This is a genomic window from Lysinibacillus sp. BPa_S21 (assembly GCF_023337795.1).
Taxonomy (GTDB): Bacteria; Bacillota; Bacilli; order Bacillales_A; family Planococcaceae; genus Lysinibacillus.
The window spans coordinates 272,325-291,476 of record NZ_JALIRS010000004.1; the positions used below are offsets into that span (position 1 = coordinate 272,325).

The following is a 19,152-nucleotide window of genomic DNA, read 5'->3' on the forward strand; positions in this document are numbered from 1 at the left end:
TTTCACTAAAACTAAACTAATTAAACGTAATGAATAATACCTATTTAACTAACTAGAGCTTTACTTCAATGTCAAGAACTATAGATTTGATTTAAGCTCCCTTTTAGAGGGGAAACGCAGGCTAAGAATTTAACATCGTACTGTTGTTGCTGCCGCTTCGCTTTCGCATAAAAGACATTAGTCGGCCCAAAGCCCCGGATGGAAGAGAAACAAAAATAGAAGTAATCTACTAATTTTTAGGGAAATTATCGATGCATTATTCATCTTCCTAAAAGTTGGTAGTATAATTGTAGAATCATACATTCATAAAGGGGAGAAATTAATGACGGCTCAACAACAAGCAGCAATGCAATCTATGATTGATTGGCTTGCAGATGAACGCGAACTTGGGCAACAACCGAGGAAAATAGAAATTGCAGGAGAGTTTGATTTATATGATATGCACTATTACATATTCAAGTATAAACAAACAATGCTCGGAAAATGGCTCCTTGGCGTATGTGGGGGCTATGAGGACCCGTCTGACACCGAGCATTGCGGCCATATATTTAGCGAAATGCAACCATATGACCCTGCGACCGCAGAGCAAGAAGCTGTAAAGATGGTAGAAATGATCCGAGAATACTGGATGCAACAGGCTGCAGATTATGAAGCTACGCAATCTATGGAGGACGAGACGGAAACCCAAGACGATGGATCTGGTATTTTTAATGGGTTTGTTCTGCTTAACACTGGAGAATGTGACATTGATCAGATCAAGGCCAATCTTTTGAGTGATTGGAACATCTCCTGCTCGTCGGCAGAGGATGAGGATAAGGAAGGCACTTTAGTCTTTGAAGTGGACGACTGCATGTTAGCGGTTAGTTTTGTCGATGCTCCCGTCCCAGATGGTGAAGCTGAGCATTATGCACAGGGAAACTACATATGGAAGGAAGCCGTGGAGGTTACTCAAACGCATGTAGCTCAAATCATTCTGGCGGCAATTACTCGCTCGGGCTCTCCGCTGGACAGTGGCAAGCTTTACACTAAGCTGGCGGCTAGTTGTTTGAAGCTTCCTAATGCAATAGGGATCTATACAGGCGGCACCGTATATCAGCCTGAACTTTTTCTAGATATGGCTGAAGTCATGAAGAATGACGACATGTTTCCTTTACTGAATCTGGTTTATTTCGGCCTGGTCGGAACGGAAACCGGGGTAGATGGATATACTTATGGGCTAAAAGCCTTTGGCAAGGATGAAATTGAAATCTTGGACAGCCAAGCATCTCCTGCCGAGCTGCGTGATTTTTTGATTGCTATTTCTGGATATATAGTAGAAGAGAACGTCACTTTAAGGGATGGAGAAACGATCGGCTTTTCAGCAGAGCAAAAGTTGCCGATTTCCCGTTCCAAGGGAGTTTATGTCGATGGGGATACGCTCAAAATCAACTATTAGTCTCGTGCCAAAAGACACCGTAGCAGGTGTTTTTTTTGCTGCAATATCAAAAATATTTTGTACGAGGCATTTGAATACATACATATTGTATGTCCGTGAATTATACACCTAAACTTCAACAATCCGAGTAATGCCAATGTCCCAGCGAAAACGTTTAAAACAATTGAAAAGCACCTCAAATCTTTGGTAACAAGGGTTTGAAGTGCTTTTTCCTTTTTGAAACACGTTAAAAAGGATAGAAAAATGAAATTGTTTCTACAGACTTCTAGTTTGTTTTTTCACAATGCTGCAAAAATGTTAAGTGTAACTATTCGCATACAATTAGCCGAAGTGAATCCTTTGTCATTAAAAGTGAAGTAAAAAAATTAAGAAAATTCATAAAAAGATGTAGAAAAATAAGGTAATAATTTGTATACTTGTATTACAAGTTAACAACTCGAGTGTATCGATGTATTAGAAAGAGGGTTATATGATGATTGAACGTAAAAGTATTTCAAATCAGGTGTTGGAAGAATTATTAGAAATGATAAAAAATGATGAATTATCTGTCGGGTCTTTAATGCCAAGTGAACATGATTTAGTTACACATTTTGGTGTAAGTAGGGCACCTATTCGAGAAGCTTTAAAGGTTCTGGAGGTATCTGGTATCATTTCCGGTAAACAGGGTGGGAGAAGTCGTATTAATTCGGTCAATTTATCAGATATGTTAGAGCCAATTCGCTTTGAAGTCATTTCTTTAGAGGAAATTCTTGATTTATTAGAGTTTCGTATACATATTGAGTCCAGTGCAGCAAGTTTGGCAGCTGAACGTCGTACAGAAGAAGAAGTAGAAGCTTTAAAAGAAGCAGTTCAACAATTTGAAGAGGTTTATAAATGTGATTATGAGACGGGGCAACAAATTGATTTTGCTTTTCATAAATTAATTATGCAAGCTTCTCACAATCAATTTTTTATAGATACACAAAATAATCTCTCAGAACTGTATATAAAGGCGCTACAATTTTCTTTATCAAAAAACTTAGGGTTAGAAAAAAAGCGTAATGAAGTATTAGAAGAGCATAGAAAAATTGTAGAAGCAATTGAGAGAAAAGATGCACGCGCGGCAAGTAGTGCGATGATTTTACATTTAACAAATGCCCGTAATAAATTGGAATCCTTGAAATAACACAGTATTGAATGTGTTTTATAAATGTAAACAAAAAATTATTTTTGAAGTCCTTTACGGCTTTCATGAAGTGATTAGTTTTCAGGCTTAATTGAAAAGAGCTCATATTACTAATAGAAGAGAGAGGAATTAAATGGAGCTACAGAAAGTAGAAAGTGAAATTAGAAAAGTTATTTTAGACGCAGAACGAGTTATGAGAGATCCAGCAGATTTAGTAAGTTATTCATATGATGCCTCTTTTGGTTCGTATATGCCTGATATCGCTGTACAAGCTTTAACAACTGATGAAGTAGTAAATATTATGAAAATAGCGAATCATTATAAAGTGCCAGTGTATCCAAGAGGGCAATCAACGAGTTTGAGTGGTGGACCTTTACCTGTACAAGGCGGTATTGTTTTAGATTGTTCTCAATGGATATCGAAATTAGAAGTTTTTCCAGAGGATATGCTTGTGGTAGTTTCACCAGGTGTTACAGCGAAGCAAATTAATGATGCCGCACTCAAACATGGCTTAATTTATCCACCAGATCCAAGTAGTATGAATATTGCTACGATTGGTGGTAATCTTGCGGAAAATTCCGGAGGACCTAAAGGGTTGAAGTATGGAGTGACGAAAGACTATGTAGTAGGCTTAGAAGTCGTAACGCCTGAGGGAAATGTAATGCGTACAGGTGGAAAAACGATTAAAAATGTAACCGGTTACGATGTGACGAATTTGATTGTTGGATCAGAAGGTACACTTGCTGTCATAACAGAAGCAACGCTACGACTTTATCCGAAACCACAGGCCACAGTTACATTAATGGCATTATTTGACAATTTGATAGATTCTGGGCATAGTATTTCTAATATTTTAAGTGCAGGCATTATACCTGCTAAATTAGAAATTATGGATCAAGCGTCTATTCAAGCTGTTGAAGAATATCAACCGACAGGGCTACCAATAGATGTAGAGGCTATGATTTTAATAGAACTAGATGGGCATCCAGTAGCAATTGAACAAGAAATTGAAGTTGTTAGAAAAGTATGTACAAAGTATAACGCTCGAAAAGTAGAAATTGCTAACACAGAAGAGCAAGCTCTTGCTTTATGGAAGGCACGTAAGCTAGTGTCACCAGCAATTGTTCGTAATAAACCGACAAAAATTTCAGAAGATGCAACGGTTCCGAGAAGTAAAATTCCAGAGATGTTTACGCGATTAAAAGAAATTCGTCAAAAATACGACGTTGAGCTAGTTATTTTCGGTCATGCTGGTGATGGGAATTTACATCCAAATATTATTGCAGATGCAAATGATTTGGAGGAAATGAAACGGGTAGAAAAAGCGGTAACAGAAATTTTTGAAGCAGCCATCGAACTTGGTGGAACACTTTCTGGTGAGCATGGAATAGGTACATTAAAGGCACCATTTTTAGAAATGGAACTAGGTGAGGTAGGGGTAGATATGATGAAACGAATTAAACAAGCATGGGATCCAAATAATATTTTAAATCCAGGAAAGATTTTTGCTGAAAAAGGGCAAAAATTTTCGTTAACAAATGGTTAAACAAGAACTTGCTTATAAAGAAACGCTTAGCTGTGTACAATGCGGCTATTGTCTACCTGCTTGTCCAACTTATATTACCTTTAAAAAAGAGAAACACTCACCACGTGGCCGTATTAATTTAGTGAAAATGGCTGCTGAAGGGAAAATTTCTTATGAAGATATGGAACAAGGTATTGAGCTTTGTCTTGGGTGTAGGGCTTGTGAAACAGCGTGTCCTTCCAATGTTCCATATGGCACGATCTTAGAATCGGCTGTTGCAAGTTTAGTGACTTATAATGAAGAGAGAATGAAAAAACGTCAAAAACTTATTAAGTATATGTTGTTTGAACATATCATTCCAAATAAAAAAATACTAAAAATTGGCGAAGTCGGGTTAAGTCTTTATCAAAAAACAGGAGTACAAAAAGTAGTTCGTAAATCAAATATATTGAATGTATTTCCAGAAAAAATGAAAGCGTTTGAAAACATATTACCAGAAGTAGAACGTCACAAAAGACAATCATTTTATGAATCTAAGCAAATTAAAAAGTTTAATGTAGGATTTTTTACAGGTTGTGTAATGGATACGATGTTTAAAAAAATTAATACGTTAAGTATTAAATTATTGCAGATGGCTCATTGTGATGTAAGTGTAGTTCCAAAGCAAGGTTGTTGTGGAGCATTGCATAATCATAGCGGTGAACATGATTTAACCATACAGTTAGCGAAGCATAATATTGAAATTTTTGAAAAATATCAATTTGATTATATAGTTAATAGTATTGGTGGTTGTGGAGCAATGCTCATTGAATATGATGTTTTATTGAAAAATGATAGTAAATGGGCAGAACGTGCAAAGGCCTTTGCTGAAAAAGTTGTCGATATAAGTGTCCTTTTAAATCAAGTAGAATTACCATTTGAAAAATCGTTTTCGCAGCTTGTCACCTATCAACCTTCATGTCATATGACAAATGTTCAAAAATGTGTTACACCGCCTGTTGAATTAATTCAGAAAATTCCGGGTATTTCATATGTACCATTACTTGAAAAAGATATGTGCTGTGGCTCAGCTGGAATTTATAATTTTATAAATTATGAAGCATCAATGGCGATTTTAGATAAAAAGATGCTTCATGTAAAAAATACACTACATCAAGAAAAAGCATGGATTATTACATCGAATCCGGGCTGTCATTTGCAAATGAAGCTTGGTATTGAACGTGAAAAAATGAATGACAAAGTAGAAGTTTATCATCTAGTAGAAGTTCTAGCTGATGCATGTGATATCCATATATAATTGGTATTTTGCTTCTCACAAAGGGGCTTAAATATAGAAAATAGGTAAGTGGGGGATATAGTTTATGGAAAATAATTTACCACAAGTTGACGAGCGTAAATTAATGAAAAAAGTATCTATACGTATTTTGCCGTTCTTGATTTTATGTTACATTTTAGCATACTTAGACCGGGCAAATATAGGTTATGCTGCTTTAGAAATGAATGCAGATTTAGGTTTAACAAGCCAGGTTTTCGGTTTAGCAACAGGAATTTTCTTCATAGGATATTTTGTATTTGAAATTCCAAGTAATATTTTAATGGAGAAGTTTGGCGCACGTATTTGGATTGCGCGTATTTTGATTACATGGGGTATCATTTCGGGCTGTACGGCTTTTGCACAAACTGAAGTGCAATTATATATTATTCGATTCTTGCTAGGGGTTGCAGAAGCGGGATTTTTCCCTGGAATTATTTTGTATCTAACCTATTGGTTCAGAGGTAAGGAACAAGCCTCTGCCATTGCTATTTTCTCAGTGGCCATTCCAGTTTCATATATCATAGGAGCACCGCTATCAACTCTTATTATGGATAATTTCTATTTCTTAGGTTTTGAAGGATGGCGTTGGATGTTTATTTTAGAGGCATTTCCAGCTATTCTTTGTGGATTTATTGCATTTAAATTATTAACAGACAAGCCAATGGATGCAAAATGGTTAAATGATGATGAAAAGCTTTGGTTAACGAAGACAATTGAAAATGAGAAAAATGTAAAGCAAAGTAAAGCTGTAAAACAAGATGGTCATTTTGCAGCATTTAAAAATTGGCGTGTATGGTATTTATCAATTATTTACTTTGTTTATTTGACAGGAAGTTTGGGCGTAGGTTATTGGATGCCGCAAATTATTAAAGGATTCTCAGATGACTTATCAAATACACAAGTTGGATTTATTGCTATGGTGCCTTATATCGTAGCGACAATTGTGATGATTTTATGGTCACGTAACTCAGATCGTACGAAAGAAAGAAAGTTCCACTCTGCTTTCCCTTTATTGATTGCTGCTATTACGCTAGCTGGTGCAGGGGTATTTAGTGCATATCCTGTTTTATCTATGGTATTGATTACATTTGCTTTAACAGGAATGTATAGTTTCAAAGGACCATTCTGGACTTATCCACAGTTGTTATTGGCGCCGTCTTTACTTGCGGTAAGTATTGCCATGATTAACTCATTTGGTAACTTAGGTGGTTTTGTTGGACCATATATGATGGGGTATTTAAAAGATACATTTAATACAACGACGGTCGGATTATATTTTTTAAGTACATTATTATTAATTAGTTCTATCATGATTATTTTCTTAAAAGACGTTGAGAAAAAAGGGGATAAAAATAAAGTAAAAGAAACAGAAAAAGTTAAAAGGAATGTAAAAGAAGATAGTGTTAATATTTTCTCATAAATAACTATTAAATTATTAAAACAGCTTGTGATTATTAAAATCCAACAAGCTGTTTTTTTAGTCTTTCTTCATCCTACTAAAGAGTTCAATAGAAATAGAAATGGAAATTTCCGTCGTTTTAATGCGATTTTGCCACTTTTGACGTACAACCGAATTTCAGCTATTTTCAAAAAAGACGGTGCTCCACTTGAATTAAATGACGGTGCTATGATTTAGTTAATCAAGGTATGACTGACTATACGTTCTTTCTATAGCTCGTGGCCATTCTGCATGGTCTCCGTACTTTCTCTTTAGCAACTTGAACCTCCATTTAAAAATAATGGGGGTATAAATCTTTATGTTGCCATATCCAGTTTTTCATCTCAAGGATCATGTCTTCATAGCTAGGAACAGTAAATGAAAAGTCTTTTCGAGTGTTGACTAGTGTTTTATCAATGTTTACGAGGGGATATGGTTGGATTGTTACTTTATTTTCCTTGAAATGCGTATTGAATAATTTCAGCAGCTCAAATTTTGAAATACTGCTATTGTTGACGAGGTGGTAGAGGCCAGTTGTTCCTTCAATTGCTGCACGTTCAATTGCTTTTGCTAACGTTAGGGTCGTAACCCCGGTCCATATTGCACCGGTATAGCCGTGAATAGTATCGTGCTGCTTCATAAACCAATTAAAAAGGCCAATGCCATCCTCCTTCAGATCAGGGCCGATGATAGAGTTACGAAATGTCAGATGTTGTGGGCTTTCGATTTCTCCTAGTCCCTTCGAACGATCGTAAAAGGTTTCCCCGTCGCGAAGGCTTTTTTCATGATAGGGGGCTGCTTTTCCTGAGAATACACAATCTGTACTCAAATGAATAAGCTTGGTGTTACTGTTTTTTAATAAAGTTTCTATGGCGTGAGGCAAATAACTATTGAGATATACGCTTTTTTCGCGGTCCGTTTCACAAGCGTCATTTAACACACCGATGCAATTGACTACAGCATCATATTCGTGATCGAATAAAAGTGCCTTTAAAAAACTTGTTTCTGTAATATCTCCCGTAATATTATTGCCGCATGAAAAGGCAGTTCGTGAATAGGTTGTTACCTCATGTCCTTGGGCGTACAAATAGAGTGAAATTGTGTGGCCTGCCATTCCAGTAGCTCCAAGTACTAAAAATTTCAAGGTTTTCCTCCTGTCCAATTTTGTAATTCTTCTTGAATGAGAGGAAGCTTTAATAATTTTTCTTTTATTTCAGCGACGGACAGTATTTTCGTATTAGTAGAGTTGTATTCGTCGGTTAACGTAATTTTAGGAGAGCCCTCATCAAGATATTTTCCATAATTTAAATCTCGGTTATCTGCAGGGATTCTATAAAAATTCCCCACATCAATGGCCTTTGCAGCTTCTTCTTTTGTTAATAATACTTCGTACATCTTTTCGCCATGTCGTGTTCCGATTGTTTGTATCTTATTTTTAGCTTGAAAAACTTCTAGTAAAGCCTGTGCTAAATCCTCGATATGTGCAGAGGGGGATTTTTGTACCATAATGTCCCCGTTGTCAGCGTGTGAGAAGGCATATAAAACTAATTCTACTGCCTCATCAAGACTCATCATAAAGCGTGTCATTTTTGGATCTGTAATCGTTAAAGGCTTGCCAGCTTTAATTTGTTCGATAAATAAAGGGATAACAGAGCCTCGTGAAGCCATGACATTTCCGTATCGTGTCCCGCAAATCAATGTTTTATCTGGATTAACCATTCTTGACTTAGCAATAAACGTTTTTTCCATCATTGCCTTCGAAATGCCCATTGCATTTACTGGATATGCAGCCTTATCAGTAGATAGGCAAATAATTTTTTTAACACTTGCTTGAATAGCCGCAGTTAAAACATTATCAGTACCTAGAATGTTCGTCTTAACGGCTTCTATTGGAAAAAATTCGCAAGAGGGGACCTGCTTAAGAGCGGCAGCGTGAAAAACAAAATCGACATCATACATTACATTGTGAATGCTTTGAATGTCACGTACATCACCAATATAAAATTTAATTTTCGGATGTTGATAGAGTTTACGCATATCATCTTGCTTTTTCTCATCTCTTGAAAAGATGCGTATTTCCTTAATGTCTGTATTCAAAAATCTCTTTAATACTGCATTACCAAAAGAGCCAGTACCCCCTGTAATGAGAAGAACTTTATCTTTAAACATTGTCACACCTCAAGTAATGAATCATTTTAATCCTCTTCGATGTAAATCGTATTCAGAATTTTCCCTAGGGAAGTTATACCAGTATGCCAATTCATTTGTATATTTACTTGTCGGATTTTTATCCATTAAAGCACAATTAAAATCCCAATCCCCGGCAATATCTTTCCTTACAGTAAAGGTTGCATCACCTATAAAACTTCTTCGGATAATTTTAAATTGTCCAGGTAATGTGTATTGGTTTGATTCATCCTTTATAAATGCATAGCCGTCCTTTATTAACATGTTGTAATAGTAAATATCAAACTGACCATCTACTTGAGCTAAGACGTTTCGAATAGCGGGTAAGTAGTGATCATCACTATCAATGATAGCTACGTAATCACCAGTAGCTTCTGCGATACATCGATTATAGGCTACACTAGCACCTAAATTAGTTGGGTGAGTAATAATTTTTAAGGCAGGACAGTTTTTTTGATAGTCCTTTAATATGGCTAATGTATTGTCGGTAGAGCCATCATCGCACACGATAATTTCATAGGCGTATTCTTTAGGAATACTTTCTAACATTGTCAATATCCACTCGTCACTATTGTAGGCTGGTGATAAAAAGCTAATTTTCATGTAAAACCTCGATTCTTTTATTATTAGTAGAAGTGTTTAGCAGGAGTTTTATAAAGTCTATACGGTTACTTTGATTGACATAAAGGATTCATTATTACTATATGCGTTGAAAGAGTTGTTCTGTAGGCAATTGCTGACATTTGTTAGTTATTGATAAGAGAGAAAGGCAATTTTACTAGTGTGTTAATGGTACTTATACTAATCTTTTCACATTATTGAACAAGAAATCATAATTTAATAAAACGTTTCATTTAAAAGAGGGGGATATTATGTCAAAAAAGATAGCCTTCATATGTAGTGTGGAATCGTATAAGCTCTCCGACGCACATCTTTTCAAGGATTTGTGCCTAGTGCCTATTTTGTTAGGTGAATATTTAGGCTATGATGTTAGTATTTTAGCAACTGAAATGAATGAAGAATTATTGAAACAAACCTTTCCTGCTGTCACATTTCAACATATCCCGTTTGAGGATGACTATGTTGCAAATATGAATAGCTATTTAATAGAGCATGCAAAGGACATCGATATTGCATTTGCAATAGGGCCATACCCATCGTATTTATCGATATTAAAAACGTATAAAAAATTTAACCCGAATGGAAAAATTTATATGAAACTAGATGTTAATCGGTTTTGGTTAAATCGATTAAAAACGTATCCTTATTTTTTGGAGTTACTCCAACTTTGTGATGTATTATCCTCTGAATGTGAATCCATTCAAAATGCAATTCATGAATTTTCGAATTTGGATATTAAACATATTCCTAACGGCTTTTATGAAATGTTCCAAACAGTCCCTGTTTCATTTAAAGAGAAAGAAAATAGAATCGTAACGGTTGGTCGTTTGGATGCTCCTGAAAAACAAATTCTATTAGCAGTAAAAGCATTTTTAGCAGCACAACTTTCAGATTGGGAGTTTCGTTTAATAGGTCCAATGTCAGAGGCGTTTAGACAGGAGCTGTTGAACGTACTTGATGGAAGTCCATTTGCAGCGAATGTCAAAATTTTGGGACCGATTTATGATAAGGTGCGATTGGAGGAGGAATATAGAAAGGCTAAAATTTTTTGCCTAACTTCCTTAGTAGAATGCTATGCTCATGTCTTTGCTGAAGCAGCGAAAAATGGTTGTTATATTGTGACGACCGATGTAGATGGGGCTTCAGATATTACTCATCATCAACGCTACGGAACAATACATCCGACACATGATTGGCAAAGTGTTGGACGGACATTGCAGCAAGTAACAAACCAGGAAGCTTTATTGGCTGATACTTGCGAACACCTCCAAGCATTCGCAAGAGCGGAATTAAATTGGAAGCAGATTGTGCAAAAAGTGGCGATGTATTTAGAGGGAAAACCGAGTTAAGGCGTATTTTTGCTCGAAAAAGATGGTATTCTTTCCTTTGTTCTACTTTTTTCTTTATAATAAAGTTAGATTCATATTTTGACAATCAAGGGCAGACACAAGGGGAGAATAAGATGGAAATACTTCAGGCAACAATGAAGGAACTAGAGGAGCTAACAATACTTTTCGATGAATATCGCCAGTTCTATGGGATTGAATCAGATGTAAGCAGTGCCAAGGCATTTTTACAACTACGAATGGCCTTACAAGAATCTATTATTTTTATAGTTGTGGAAAAGAACAAAGCAATCGGATTTGCACAATTATATCCAACATTTTCGTCCATTGCACTGCAGCGCGCATATATATTGAATGATCTATATGTAACCGAAGATGCTAGAGGCCAAGGGGTGGGGAAGGCATTAATGGAAAAGGTATTTCAATATTGTGAGCAGCAGTATGCTCGTTATGTAACACTACAAACGGCACCTGATAATGTGAATGCGCGGAAGCTATATGAAAAGCTTGAAATGATGCAGGATCAATATAGTAACTATGTTAAATATTTTAGCTAGAAAAGATGATCTAGAAGTAGTCATTTAAACGTTATAGCTAAAGGATAAAAATTTCACATCAAAAAAGCGCGAGAAATCAAAAATTGATTTCTTGCGCTTTTTAAAGTTTTGGCCAGTTTTGTCCCAGCCTCAGTCTTTCTACATTCTCTTCAACCGAAAATTCTATTTTTCTACTAATTTTCAGTCCAAGGATGTCTTATTTTACTTCGAGTGTATAAGGTTGAGTACTAGCTTTACCGTAATATTCACTCACTTCAATATAGTAAGTTCCTTTATCCAGTTCGACTGTACCTACCTCAGCATCTCCTGCTCCGTAAAGATCTAACGTTTCGACTGTTTTACCTTTTGCATCAATAATACGGATGACACCATCTAGTGCTTTCTCTGTTTGAAGAGAGAAGAATACATTGCGTTTGCTGTCGTTTGTAAATACAAAATAGTCCTTATCTCCAAATGGAACACCAGCATTTAGATATTGAGTCGCAACCCATTTACCGTCTTTTTTCTTAAGTGCGTTTGGTTTTGTCGGTATACCGTTAACTAACTTGGAATCTGCATCTTCATCTACATTTTTATGATCAACCAAAGTTAAATTATATGGTTGGATTGATAGTTGTCCAACATTACTGCCGTTAAGAACAATAAAGTAACCGTGATCTTTTTTTGCTTTAAAAGAAGTATTTAGATCTGTTGTCCCGCCAAGACCAAGCAGTATTTGAAGAAGGTCCTCACCTTGTCCAAATGGAATTTCTGTGGCCATTTCTTTTGGATCAATTTCCATATTACCATTTGTATCTTCTATAATAGAGCCTGAAAACTTTAAGTCATGTTGAAGTTCTTTAGGTAATTGATCTAGCTGTTCTTTCGTAAATGGTACAGATGAAACAAGAAGACTCATTACCTCATCTTTGCCCTTTTGTTTATAATAGTAGAAATCAGTATCATCTTGATAGATAAGGTGATCTTTGTAAGTGATACCAGGTCGAATTGTTTTAGCAGCTATTGGTGAATTATTATTTCGATTATCCTCCTCTGGAACAGCGGCCATTTTACTTGTTTTAAGTGTATATGGCTCAGCGGAACGGTCACCAAGATTCATTACTTTTACAACGTAAGTTTTGTCCTTTTTCAATGCAACTGTCTTCGCATCGTTTGGATCACTTGTTGATCCAAAAAGTAGACCAAGTATCCCCATGTCATTCGTTAAAGAAGTAACTGGGTTTAATGCATTTGTTTCCTCATCGTATTCAAATATCGTACCAGCTGGTGATTGGTTCATACCTTTTTGAATTTTGAAACCGTATACCGCATCTTCTTTAGCTGTAAATGTGAAGTAATCTTCATCATCTTCTGTTTGGAAGTATGCCTTTTGATCCTGACCAATATCAAAACGAATCGCTTGGTCCATAATTTGGTCCACGTTTTCCGGTAATTCCATAGCACCTGGATTCATGAAGATATTCATGAAATCATTTAGTTGATTACGTTTTTTAGTATTATATTCAGTTAAAGGTAAAACATCCTTTTGTACATTGATTTCTTGCGTTTCTCCATTAAATGAAAGGCCGTCTTCATCTTTTGGAAGGGTAACCACTTCACCTTTTAATGTGTATGGAATGATTGATTCACTAATAGTTTCTTCGGTATTAATACCCCCGCTAAAGAACATATCAAGTGAAAAAGTGCTACTATTTGTATTAGATACACTTATTACATACTCTTCACCAGGCACAGCATCGACAACTAAGTTTACTCCTTCGCCTTTATCCGTGCCATAAGATGTGCGGATTGGATAGGCCTCATCGAATTCTTCATCATCGACTTCATCATTAACCATATCTTCTTTTAGATATAGCTCCATAGATGCTGTAACACCTGGAATACCAGTTAAATCAAATTTCAATGTCGTTGGTTCTTTCACTGAAAATGTAAAATAATCTTTGTCACCTAGATGATCTTCAGAAAGTAGGGTATAGTTTTTCCCAGCTGTACTGAAGGGGAATTTTTCAATAGTATCCATATGATCCATATCTAATGAATCAATAGGTAATTTATTAGTCGTTTGGGCTGTGAAAGTGTAGTTAGATTCGCCTTTTAAACTATAGCTACCATTATGATCCTTCACGCCAATAAGAAGGGTTCCTTTTTGATCTGCTTTATATAGGTATCCTTCTTGCTTGCCTACACGAACATCATTGATGTTTATTGGTTCTACTTCTTCGTTGTTACCTTCAGGGTAGAAATACAAATCAAATGCATAGTCATATTTGTTTGCACCTTTTAATGTCAGTTGAGCGTACTCATCTGCTTCTAAATCAACTTTGTACCAGTTTATTTCGTCAGGTTGCTTAAATGCACCTTTTTCAGTATTAAATATATCCTTTTTAAGGACTTTTGCGTTTTTCAGACGCTCTTCTTTTGTTTCTGAATACTGTTTAGGTAGATTTTTAATATTAAACTGTAATGCTTTCACAGGATCTACAAGGCCATTTCCGTAAGTAAGATCATAGCCCTTGTCCCCTAAATCCTTTGCAGTCATTTCTAGAATTGCTTCTATTTCATAAGGTTTTAAATCCGGATGTTTTGATTTTAATAGGGATGCTACACCAGCAACAACAGGAGATGCCATCGATGTTCCACTATATTTTACATAGGATGATCCTTTCTGATCGTGAACTGTACTATAAATCTCTTCACCTGGAGCTACTAGATCAACCGATGGACCAAAGTTAGAGTAACTTGATAGTTTGTTTCTATCATTCGTAGAACCTACACTAATAACGCCTTCGTAAGAAGCAGGGAAGGAGTATTGATCTGTCGATTCATTTCCCGCAGCTGCTACAATGGTAACGCCTTTTTCAATTGCTTTTTGAACTGCTTCCTGCATTAAAGGAGATTCTCCGTAACCACCAAGGCTCATATTGATCACATCAGCGCCTTGCTCGATCGCGTAAAGGATTCCTTGTGCAATGTCGAAATCATATATACCATCTTTTCCGTTGAATACATCAATTGGAAGAAGCTTAGCGTTAGGATTAATCCCATGTCCTCCGATGCCATTATCTTTTGCTGCACCAATAATTCCTGCTACATGTGTTCCGTGCTCACTAGGAATAGGAGTATTGGCAGGGGCTGCTGCATTATAGGATGGAAGTACTTGAGATTTTAAATCTGGATGTTTAAAATCCACACCAGAATCAATAACTGCCACTTTTACCTCATTGTTACCTGCCAATTCTAGTGCTTTATCAATTTGAAGTAAGTTTAAGTGATACATATCTTTTTTCTTCGGATCTTCTAGTGTGCCAAAGGAATGATAAACATAGCTTGGAGATACACTTTTAACCCCTTTTTGTTTAGCATAATATGAAACTGCTTTTTCTAAACTTGTTCCTTTGTTAAGTTGGATAACATCGTAACCTAATGAAGGAATAGATCGAATCACTTTTGAGCCAATTTTTTTGTGCACATTTTTATCAAGACCGGAATGTTTTACGATAATAGTATCTTTATTAATCCATTCCTTTTGATTCTTGAATGCTTGGTCCTTGTTACTAGCTAATTTCACTAACTCTTGGTTCTTTGCTGTTTTTTGCGGTGTTTCGGCAAAGGCTGAAGTAGCAGGAACCATTAGTGCTGCAGAAGCTACTATAGCGAATGATTTCATTTTCCAATTCTTCAACTGTTTTTCCTCCTTGGGTGTGTTCATTATTTGAGCCATCTATACTATTACGAATGAGTAATAGAAAAGTTTCGTAAATAGCGTATATTTTTCCAAAAGAACCATTCTATATTTTTCCATAATAAATTTTTGTAAAAGTGCTATTACGATTAGAACTAAAAACAGCACATAAATATATATAGTCTGCTGGAACCATTCCTACTTGATTTGTGAGATGAGAGTAGGGGAGTGGTTTGGCACAATTGGCGTTGGTCAAATTGCCTTACAGCTGTTCAATAAGTCTGTGTAAATCTTCCTTCGAACGAGGCATTTTGATGTTTTTCTCAAATAGTTCTTTATTTTGTAGGGCAAGGGCCATTTCGAAAACCCAAGGGCGTTCAAGATGAGCTCTTTCAAGCAAATCCTCTTGAAAAAACATGTCGACTGGATCTCCATTATAAATAATTCTCCCAGCTTCCATCACGATTATTTGATCTGCCCATTCATAGGCTAATGGGATATCATGAGTAGCTAGTAAAATTGTTCTTTCACCGTTCTCTAACGAGGCTAAATAGTGTAAAACTTGAGCACTGAAATAATTATCAAGTCCAGCTGTCGGTTCATCTAATAATAAAATGGATGGTTCCATTGCCAGAACTCCTGCCATAGCGACACGTTTTTTCTGTCCAACACTCAAAAAATGGATTGGTTTATTTAGTAGTGCTTCGACTTCAGTTTGAGCGACAGCCCATGCCATTTTTTCTTCAATTTTTTCGGTTGTCCAGCCAAGATTCAGCGGTCCAAATGCAATATCTTGCTTAACTGTGCCAGAAAAAAGCTGGTTGTCCGCATCCTGAAAAACAATACCAACTTGTTGACGCAATTCTTTTAATGCTTTTCTACTATACTTAAGTTCGTTGCCGCAAAAGGATATACTTCCATTAGTAGGCTTTAAAATACCGTTTAAATGCTGAAATAACGTTGATTTTCCAGCCCCATTATGACCAAGTAAAGCGATTTTTTTCCCCTTTGGAATCTGAAGTGTAATATCTGTTAAGGCATGAGTTCCATCTGAATAAGCGTAAGATAAATCTGTTAATTCAAAGTATAAGTCTGTCATTAGAAAAACCCTCCATAAATGATAAGGAGTATAAAAATAGCGGCAATACCTAGCCAATTATTTATGTTATAGCTGACATCCTGCTGCCAATAGACAGCTTCGCCACCACGTGCTTCCATCGCATTATTCAGCTCACGACTTCGTTGGAACATCTCGACAAATAAAGCTGCAATCAACATTGATACGGAGCGAAGCCATTGCATAGGGGAGCTGTACCCTAATCGAGCCTGTTGGGCAAGGTGAATTTTTTGCATACTATCTAAAAAGATAAAAATAAAACGATACGTTAGCTCTACTAGCTCTACAAACAGAGTAGGAAGTCGCCATTGTCGCAAAACGTAACAAATGGATTGAACAGATGTTGTGAGAATTAAAAAATACAAACAGCTAATACTGCCAAGGACGATGAAAAAAAGCTGTTGTGCTGTCACTAGGCTCGCACTACCTACAAAAATTGTCCAATTATGAAGAGAAAATGACCAAATGTTTGAAGGGAGCGAACTTGTTGCTGGCCCTATAGAAATTAAAATGGATGCTAAACTTGATAGTAAAAAAAATCCAGGTAGCAATAATAATTTGCCGTAATATTTGGCAGGGATTTTTGCGACTAAAATGATAAAAGCACTCATCACAAGAAATGTGATGAGTGAAATTCGTTCATCTCTCATGATAAGCGACAATAAAAGTAGTCCAAGGGATAACGCCATTTTTTCTAGCGGATGAACAGATGCTAGTTTATTCATATAAGCATACTTATCAATGAGTAACATGGCGTTTAACCTTCTTTATGTTTGCCACGCATTAAGCCAATAAAATAGCCGATAAATCCAGCGCCAATAGCAGCTTGCAGAGCGAATAATAAGCTTTCAATTTCACCACTTGGTGGCTCCCATAAACTTTCAAACCATGGCTCATAGCTAGCATCGATTTCACCAATTGCTGCTTCTGCTTCGCCATCAGCCCCCTCGAATTCTGCGCCTTTTTGAATGAATAGAGGGAAGATTGCTAGCAATACAACAATGGCTAAAAGCAATAAGTTTTTTTTCATTTTTTAATGAGCCTCCTTTGCTGAGAAAATACGTAAAGCTTTTAATTCACTGACATTGTATTTTTTCAGGAAGTTCATAACGATCACTGTTAAAAGACCTTCACTAACAGCAAGAGGAACTTGCGTCAACGCAAAAATACCAGCAAACTTTGTGAATGAAGCTATAAAGCCACCAACTTCAGAAGGGAATGCAAGAGCTAATTGTACAGAAGTGACAACATATGTCCCTAAATCACCAAGCATGGCTGCTAAAAAGACGGCAACCGAAAATGATAAACCTATTTTTTGTGAACCCTTAAAAACATAATAAGCAATAATAGGACCAGCAATTGCCATAGAAAATGCATTAGCGCCTAAAGTTGTAAGTCCACCATGTGCTAAAAGTAAAGATTGGAATAATAATACGATTGTCCCGATAACACTCATCGCCAATGGTCCAAAAAGAACTGTCCCAAGCCCAACTCCTGTCGGATGCGAGCAACTCCCCGTTACAGAAGGGATTTTTAAGGCTGATAGCACAAAGGCAAAGGCACCCGATAGACCTAATATCATTTTTGTTTCAGGATTTTCCTCAATAGTTTTACGAATAGAACGTAATCCTAAAATAATAAATGGTATCGATACCACCCACCAAAAAATGGCCCATTCAATTGGTAAAAAGCCTTCCATAATGTGCATCGCAAATGCACGATTTGGCACGAATAAAAATGCCAATAAGAAATAACTAAGCTTCCAACCTGAAAATTTCAAAAATCTCTCCTCCTAGCTTTAAAATTTTTCGAAATAGTATGCGAGGCTATATAATTTTGCCTTGGCGTAATTGTAGCTGTCGCTTTGCTTTCGCTACAGAAACCATTTGTAGCTGTCGCTACGCTTTCGCACAGATAAACAATGCGTTCGGATTTTGAATTGTGCAATCACAATTCATTCCTTTCAAAATCCGTGACATCCGCCAGAGGCTTTTTTTCATTCAGTAGGTGTTTTGGCCCGATTGGGACCATATCTGTACTCATCTACCATATTGAGATGGAGTCTCTTCTGAATGAAAAAAGCACTTCTCCGATAGTGGAAAAGTGCATAGCTAAAAAATGCAAATAAAATTCTAATCTGCTCAGCCGCACACCCATCCTCGTAGGTTGAAACGATCACATATTTTTCGGCAGGTCTCCTGGCTTTAGTTCAACGTTTTATAGGTCTTCCCATCCATTGGACAGTGACATTCTCTATAAAACTCCCTAGTACAGTGGCGGGACCGCGCCGGACTTAAACCGGCTTCCCTTTTAAGCGAAATGCTGAACAATTCGCACCGAAAAAAGATGAAGTTGTGAGATTTCACGACAAAGTGTAACATGATTTTCCATAAATATGCTATACTTTTTGTGAAAAAATTTAAAATTGAATATCTATGTAGAAAATTCGGATAAATAGTAAACGAATGTCTCATTTTTCTAAAAAAATGAATAAAAATGTCACAAATTAAGAAAGAAATATTGAAATTTTAAAAAAATAAGCTATGATAGAAACAGTTTTCAATTACATAAATTTATATAAAACGTCCATAAGTGCTTGAATATGTTCAAGATAATAGGGAAATCGGTGAAAATCCGATACAGCCCCCGCTACTGTAAAAGCTGATGAAATCGCGGATGCCACTAGTGAAAACTAGGAAGGCGCGAAAGTAAAAGGAAGCTTAAGTCAGGAAACCTGCTTATGTGATAATGCATGCAAACTTTT

15 protein-coding genes and 2 riboswitches are annotated in these 19,152 nt (G+C 36.3%); of the genes, 7 read left to right on the forward strand and 8 right to left on the reverse strand.

Annotated features, from left to right (window positions below):
* The first annotated feature begins 322 nt into the window (after positions 1–322).
* From MOK21_RS09740 to MOK21_RS09760, 5 genes are all read left to right on the forward strand, one after another.
* Complete coding sequence (locus tag MOK21_RS09740) at positions 323–1,435, forward strand: DUF4261 domain-containing protein (RefSeq protein WP_249073734.1); 1,113 nt, start codon at positions 323–325, stop codon at positions 1,433–1,435.
* Between the two features lie 472 nt (positions 1,436–1,907).
* Positions 1,908–2,600: a FadR/GntR family transcriptional regulator gene (locus tag MOK21_RS09745; RefSeq protein ID WP_249073735.1), complete on the forward strand. Its 693-nt coding sequence runs from the start codon at positions 1,908–1,910 to the stop codon at positions 2,598–2,600.
* A gap of 133 nt (positions 2,601–2,733) precedes the next feature.
* A complete protein-coding gene (locus MOK21_RS09750) occupies positions 2,734–4,146 on the forward strand; it encodes an FAD-binding oxidoreductase (RefSeq protein WP_249073736.1) in 1,413 nt (470 codons plus the stop codon).
* Positions 4,139–5,422, forward strand: a complete 1,284-nt coding sequence (locus tag MOK21_RS09755) for a (Fe-S)-binding protein (RefSeq protein WP_249073737.1) — start codon at positions 4,139–4,141, stop codon at positions 5,420–5,422. Before MOK21_RS09750 ends, MOK21_RS09755 begins: the two co-directional genes overlap by 8 nt.
* A 64-nt stretch (positions 5,423–5,486) precedes the next feature.
* Positions 5,487–6,860, forward strand: a complete 1,374-nt coding sequence (locus MOK21_RS09760; protein ID WP_249073738.1) for an MFS transporter — start codon at positions 5,487–5,489, stop codon at positions 6,858–6,860.
* Between the two features lie 310 nt (positions 6,861–7,170).
* On the opposite strand, the gene MOK21_RS09765 is transcribed toward MOK21_RS09760, so the two are convergent.
* Genes MOK21_RS09765 through MOK21_RS09775 form a run of 3 tightly spaced genes read right to left on the reverse strand, consistent with a single transcriptional unit; the run spans position 7,171 to position 9,668 of the window.
* Entirely contained in the window at positions 7,171–8,022 is an 852-nt protein-coding gene (locus MOK21_RS09765) for an SDR family oxidoreductase (RefSeq protein WP_249073739.1), read from the reverse strand.
* Positions 8,019–9,047, reverse strand: coding sequence for a polysaccharide biosynthesis protein (locus MOK21_RS09770; RefSeq protein ID WP_249073740.1), 1,029 nt, complete (start codon positions 9,045–9,047; stop codon positions 8,019–8,021). The genes MOK21_RS09765 and MOK21_RS09770 overlap by 4 nt, the downstream gene beginning before the upstream one ends.
* Before the next feature lie 21 nt (positions 9,048–9,068).
* Positions 9,069–9,668 (reverse strand): glycosyltransferase family 2 protein, encoded by a 600-nt coding sequence (locus tag MOK21_RS09775; protein ID WP_249073741.1) that lies wholly within the window; start codon positions 9,666–9,668, stop codon positions 9,069–9,071.
* Between the two features lie 269 nt (positions 9,669–9,937).
* On the opposite strand from MOK21_RS09775, the gene MOK21_RS09780 reads away from it, so the two are divergent.
* Together MOK21_RS09780 and MOK21_RS09785 are read left to right on the forward strand one after the other, a co-directional pair.
* Positions 9,938–11,035, forward strand: coding sequence for a glycosyltransferase family 4 protein (locus MOK21_RS09780; protein WP_249073742.1), 1,098 nt, complete (start codon positions 9,938–9,940; stop codon positions 11,033–11,035).
* A gap of 113 nt (positions 11,036–11,148) precedes the next feature.
* Complete coding sequence (locus tag MOK21_RS09785; RefSeq protein WP_249073743.1) at positions 11,149–11,589, forward strand: GNAT family N-acetyltransferase; 441 nt, start codon at positions 11,149–11,151, stop codon at positions 11,587–11,589.
* A gap of 196 nt (positions 11,590–11,785) precedes the next feature.
* Here MOK21_RS09785 and MOK21_RS09790 read toward each other — a convergent pair whose 3' ends face one another.
* The 5 genes from MOK21_RS09790 to MOK21_RS09810 form a co-directional block, all read right to left on the reverse strand.
* Entirely contained in the window at positions 11,786–15,271 is a 3,486-nt protein-coding gene (locus MOK21_RS09790; RefSeq protein ID WP_249073744.1) for a S8 family peptidase, read from the reverse strand.
* A gap of 262 nt (positions 15,272–15,533) precedes the next feature.
* The gene (locus tag MOK21_RS09795; RefSeq protein ID WP_249073745.1) at positions 15,534–16,370 is read right to left on the reverse strand and encodes an energy-coupling factor ABC transporter ATP-binding protein; all 837 of its coding nucleotides are present in this window, start codon (positions 16,368–16,370) and stop codon (positions 15,534–15,536) included.
* Positions 16,370–17,140: a cobalt ECF transporter T component CbiQ gene (cbiQ, locus tag MOK21_RS09800; protein WP_249073746.1), complete on the reverse strand. Its 771-nt coding sequence runs from the start codon at positions 17,138–17,140 to the stop codon at positions 16,370–16,372. Before cbiQ ends, MOK21_RS09795 begins: the two co-directional genes overlap by 1 nt.
* A 5-nt stretch (positions 17,141–17,145) precedes the next feature.
* On the reverse strand, positions 17,146–17,418 hold the full coding sequence (locus tag MOK21_RS09805) for an energy-coupling factor ABC transporter substrate-binding protein (protein WP_249073747.1): 273 nt from the start codon (positions 17,416–17,418) through the stop codon (positions 17,146–17,148).
* A gap of 3 nt (positions 17,419–17,421) precedes the next feature.
* Positions 17,422–18,168 carry an energy-coupling factor ABC transporter permease gene (locus MOK21_RS09810; RefSeq protein ID WP_249073748.1) on the reverse strand — a complete coding sequence of 249 codons (747 nt, stop codon included), beginning with the start codon at positions 18,166–18,168 and terminating at the stop codon, positions 17,422–17,424.
* Between the two features lie 391 nt (positions 18,169–18,559).
* Positions 18,560–18,744, reverse strand: a riboswitch (cobalamin riboswitch).
* Between the two features lie 217 nt (positions 18,745–18,961).
* Positions 18,962–19,144, forward strand: a riboswitch (cobalamin riboswitch).
* The last annotated feature ends 8 nt before the right edge of the window (positions 19,145–19,152 follow it).

Coding starts and splice junctions, on each gene's coding strand:
- MOK21_RS09760 (WP_249073738.1), top strand. CDS start 5,487: ATGGAAAATAATTTACCACAAGTTGACGAGCGTAAATTAATGAAAAAA.
- MOK21_RS09780 (WP_249073742.1), top strand. CDS start 9,938: ATGTCAAAAAAGATAGCCTTCATATGTAGTGTGGAATCGTATAAGCTC.
- MOK21_RS09745 (WP_249073735.1), top strand. CDS start 1,908: ATGATTGAACGTAAAAGTATTTCAAATCAGGTGTTGGAAGAATTATTA.
- MOK21_RS09755 (WP_249073737.1), top strand. CDS start 4,139: ATGGTTAAACAAGAACTTGCTTATAAAGAAACGCTTAGCTGTGTACAA.
- MOK21_RS09805 (WP_249073747.1), bottom strand. CDS start 17,418: ATGAAAAAAAACTTATTGCTTTTAGCCATTGTTGTATTGCTAGCAATC.
- MOK21_RS09770 (WP_249073740.1), bottom strand. CDS start 9,047: ATGTTTAAAGATAAAGTTCTTCTCATTACAGGGGGTACTGGCTCTTTT.
- MOK21_RS09785 (WP_249073743.1), top strand. CDS start 11,149: ATGGAAATACTTCAGGCAACAATGAAGGAACTAGAGGAGCTAACAATA.
- cbiQ (WP_249073746.1), bottom strand. CDS start 17,140: ATGTTACTCATTGATAAGTATGCTTATATGAATAAACTAGCATCTGTT.
- MOK21_RS09775 (WP_249073741.1), bottom strand. CDS start 9,668: ATGAAAATTAGCTTTTTATCACCAGCCTACAATAGTGACGAGTGGATA.
- MOK21_RS09740 (WP_249073734.1), top strand. CDS start 323: ATGACGGCTCAACAACAAGCAGCAATGCAATCTATGATTGATTGGCTT.
- MOK21_RS09795 (WP_249073745.1), bottom strand. CDS start 16,370: ATGACAGACTTATACTTTGAATTAACAGATTTATCTTACGCTTATTCA.
- MOK21_RS09750 (WP_249073736.1), top strand. CDS start 2,734: ATGGAGCTACAGAAAGTAGAAAGTGAAATTAGAAAAGTTATTTTAGAC.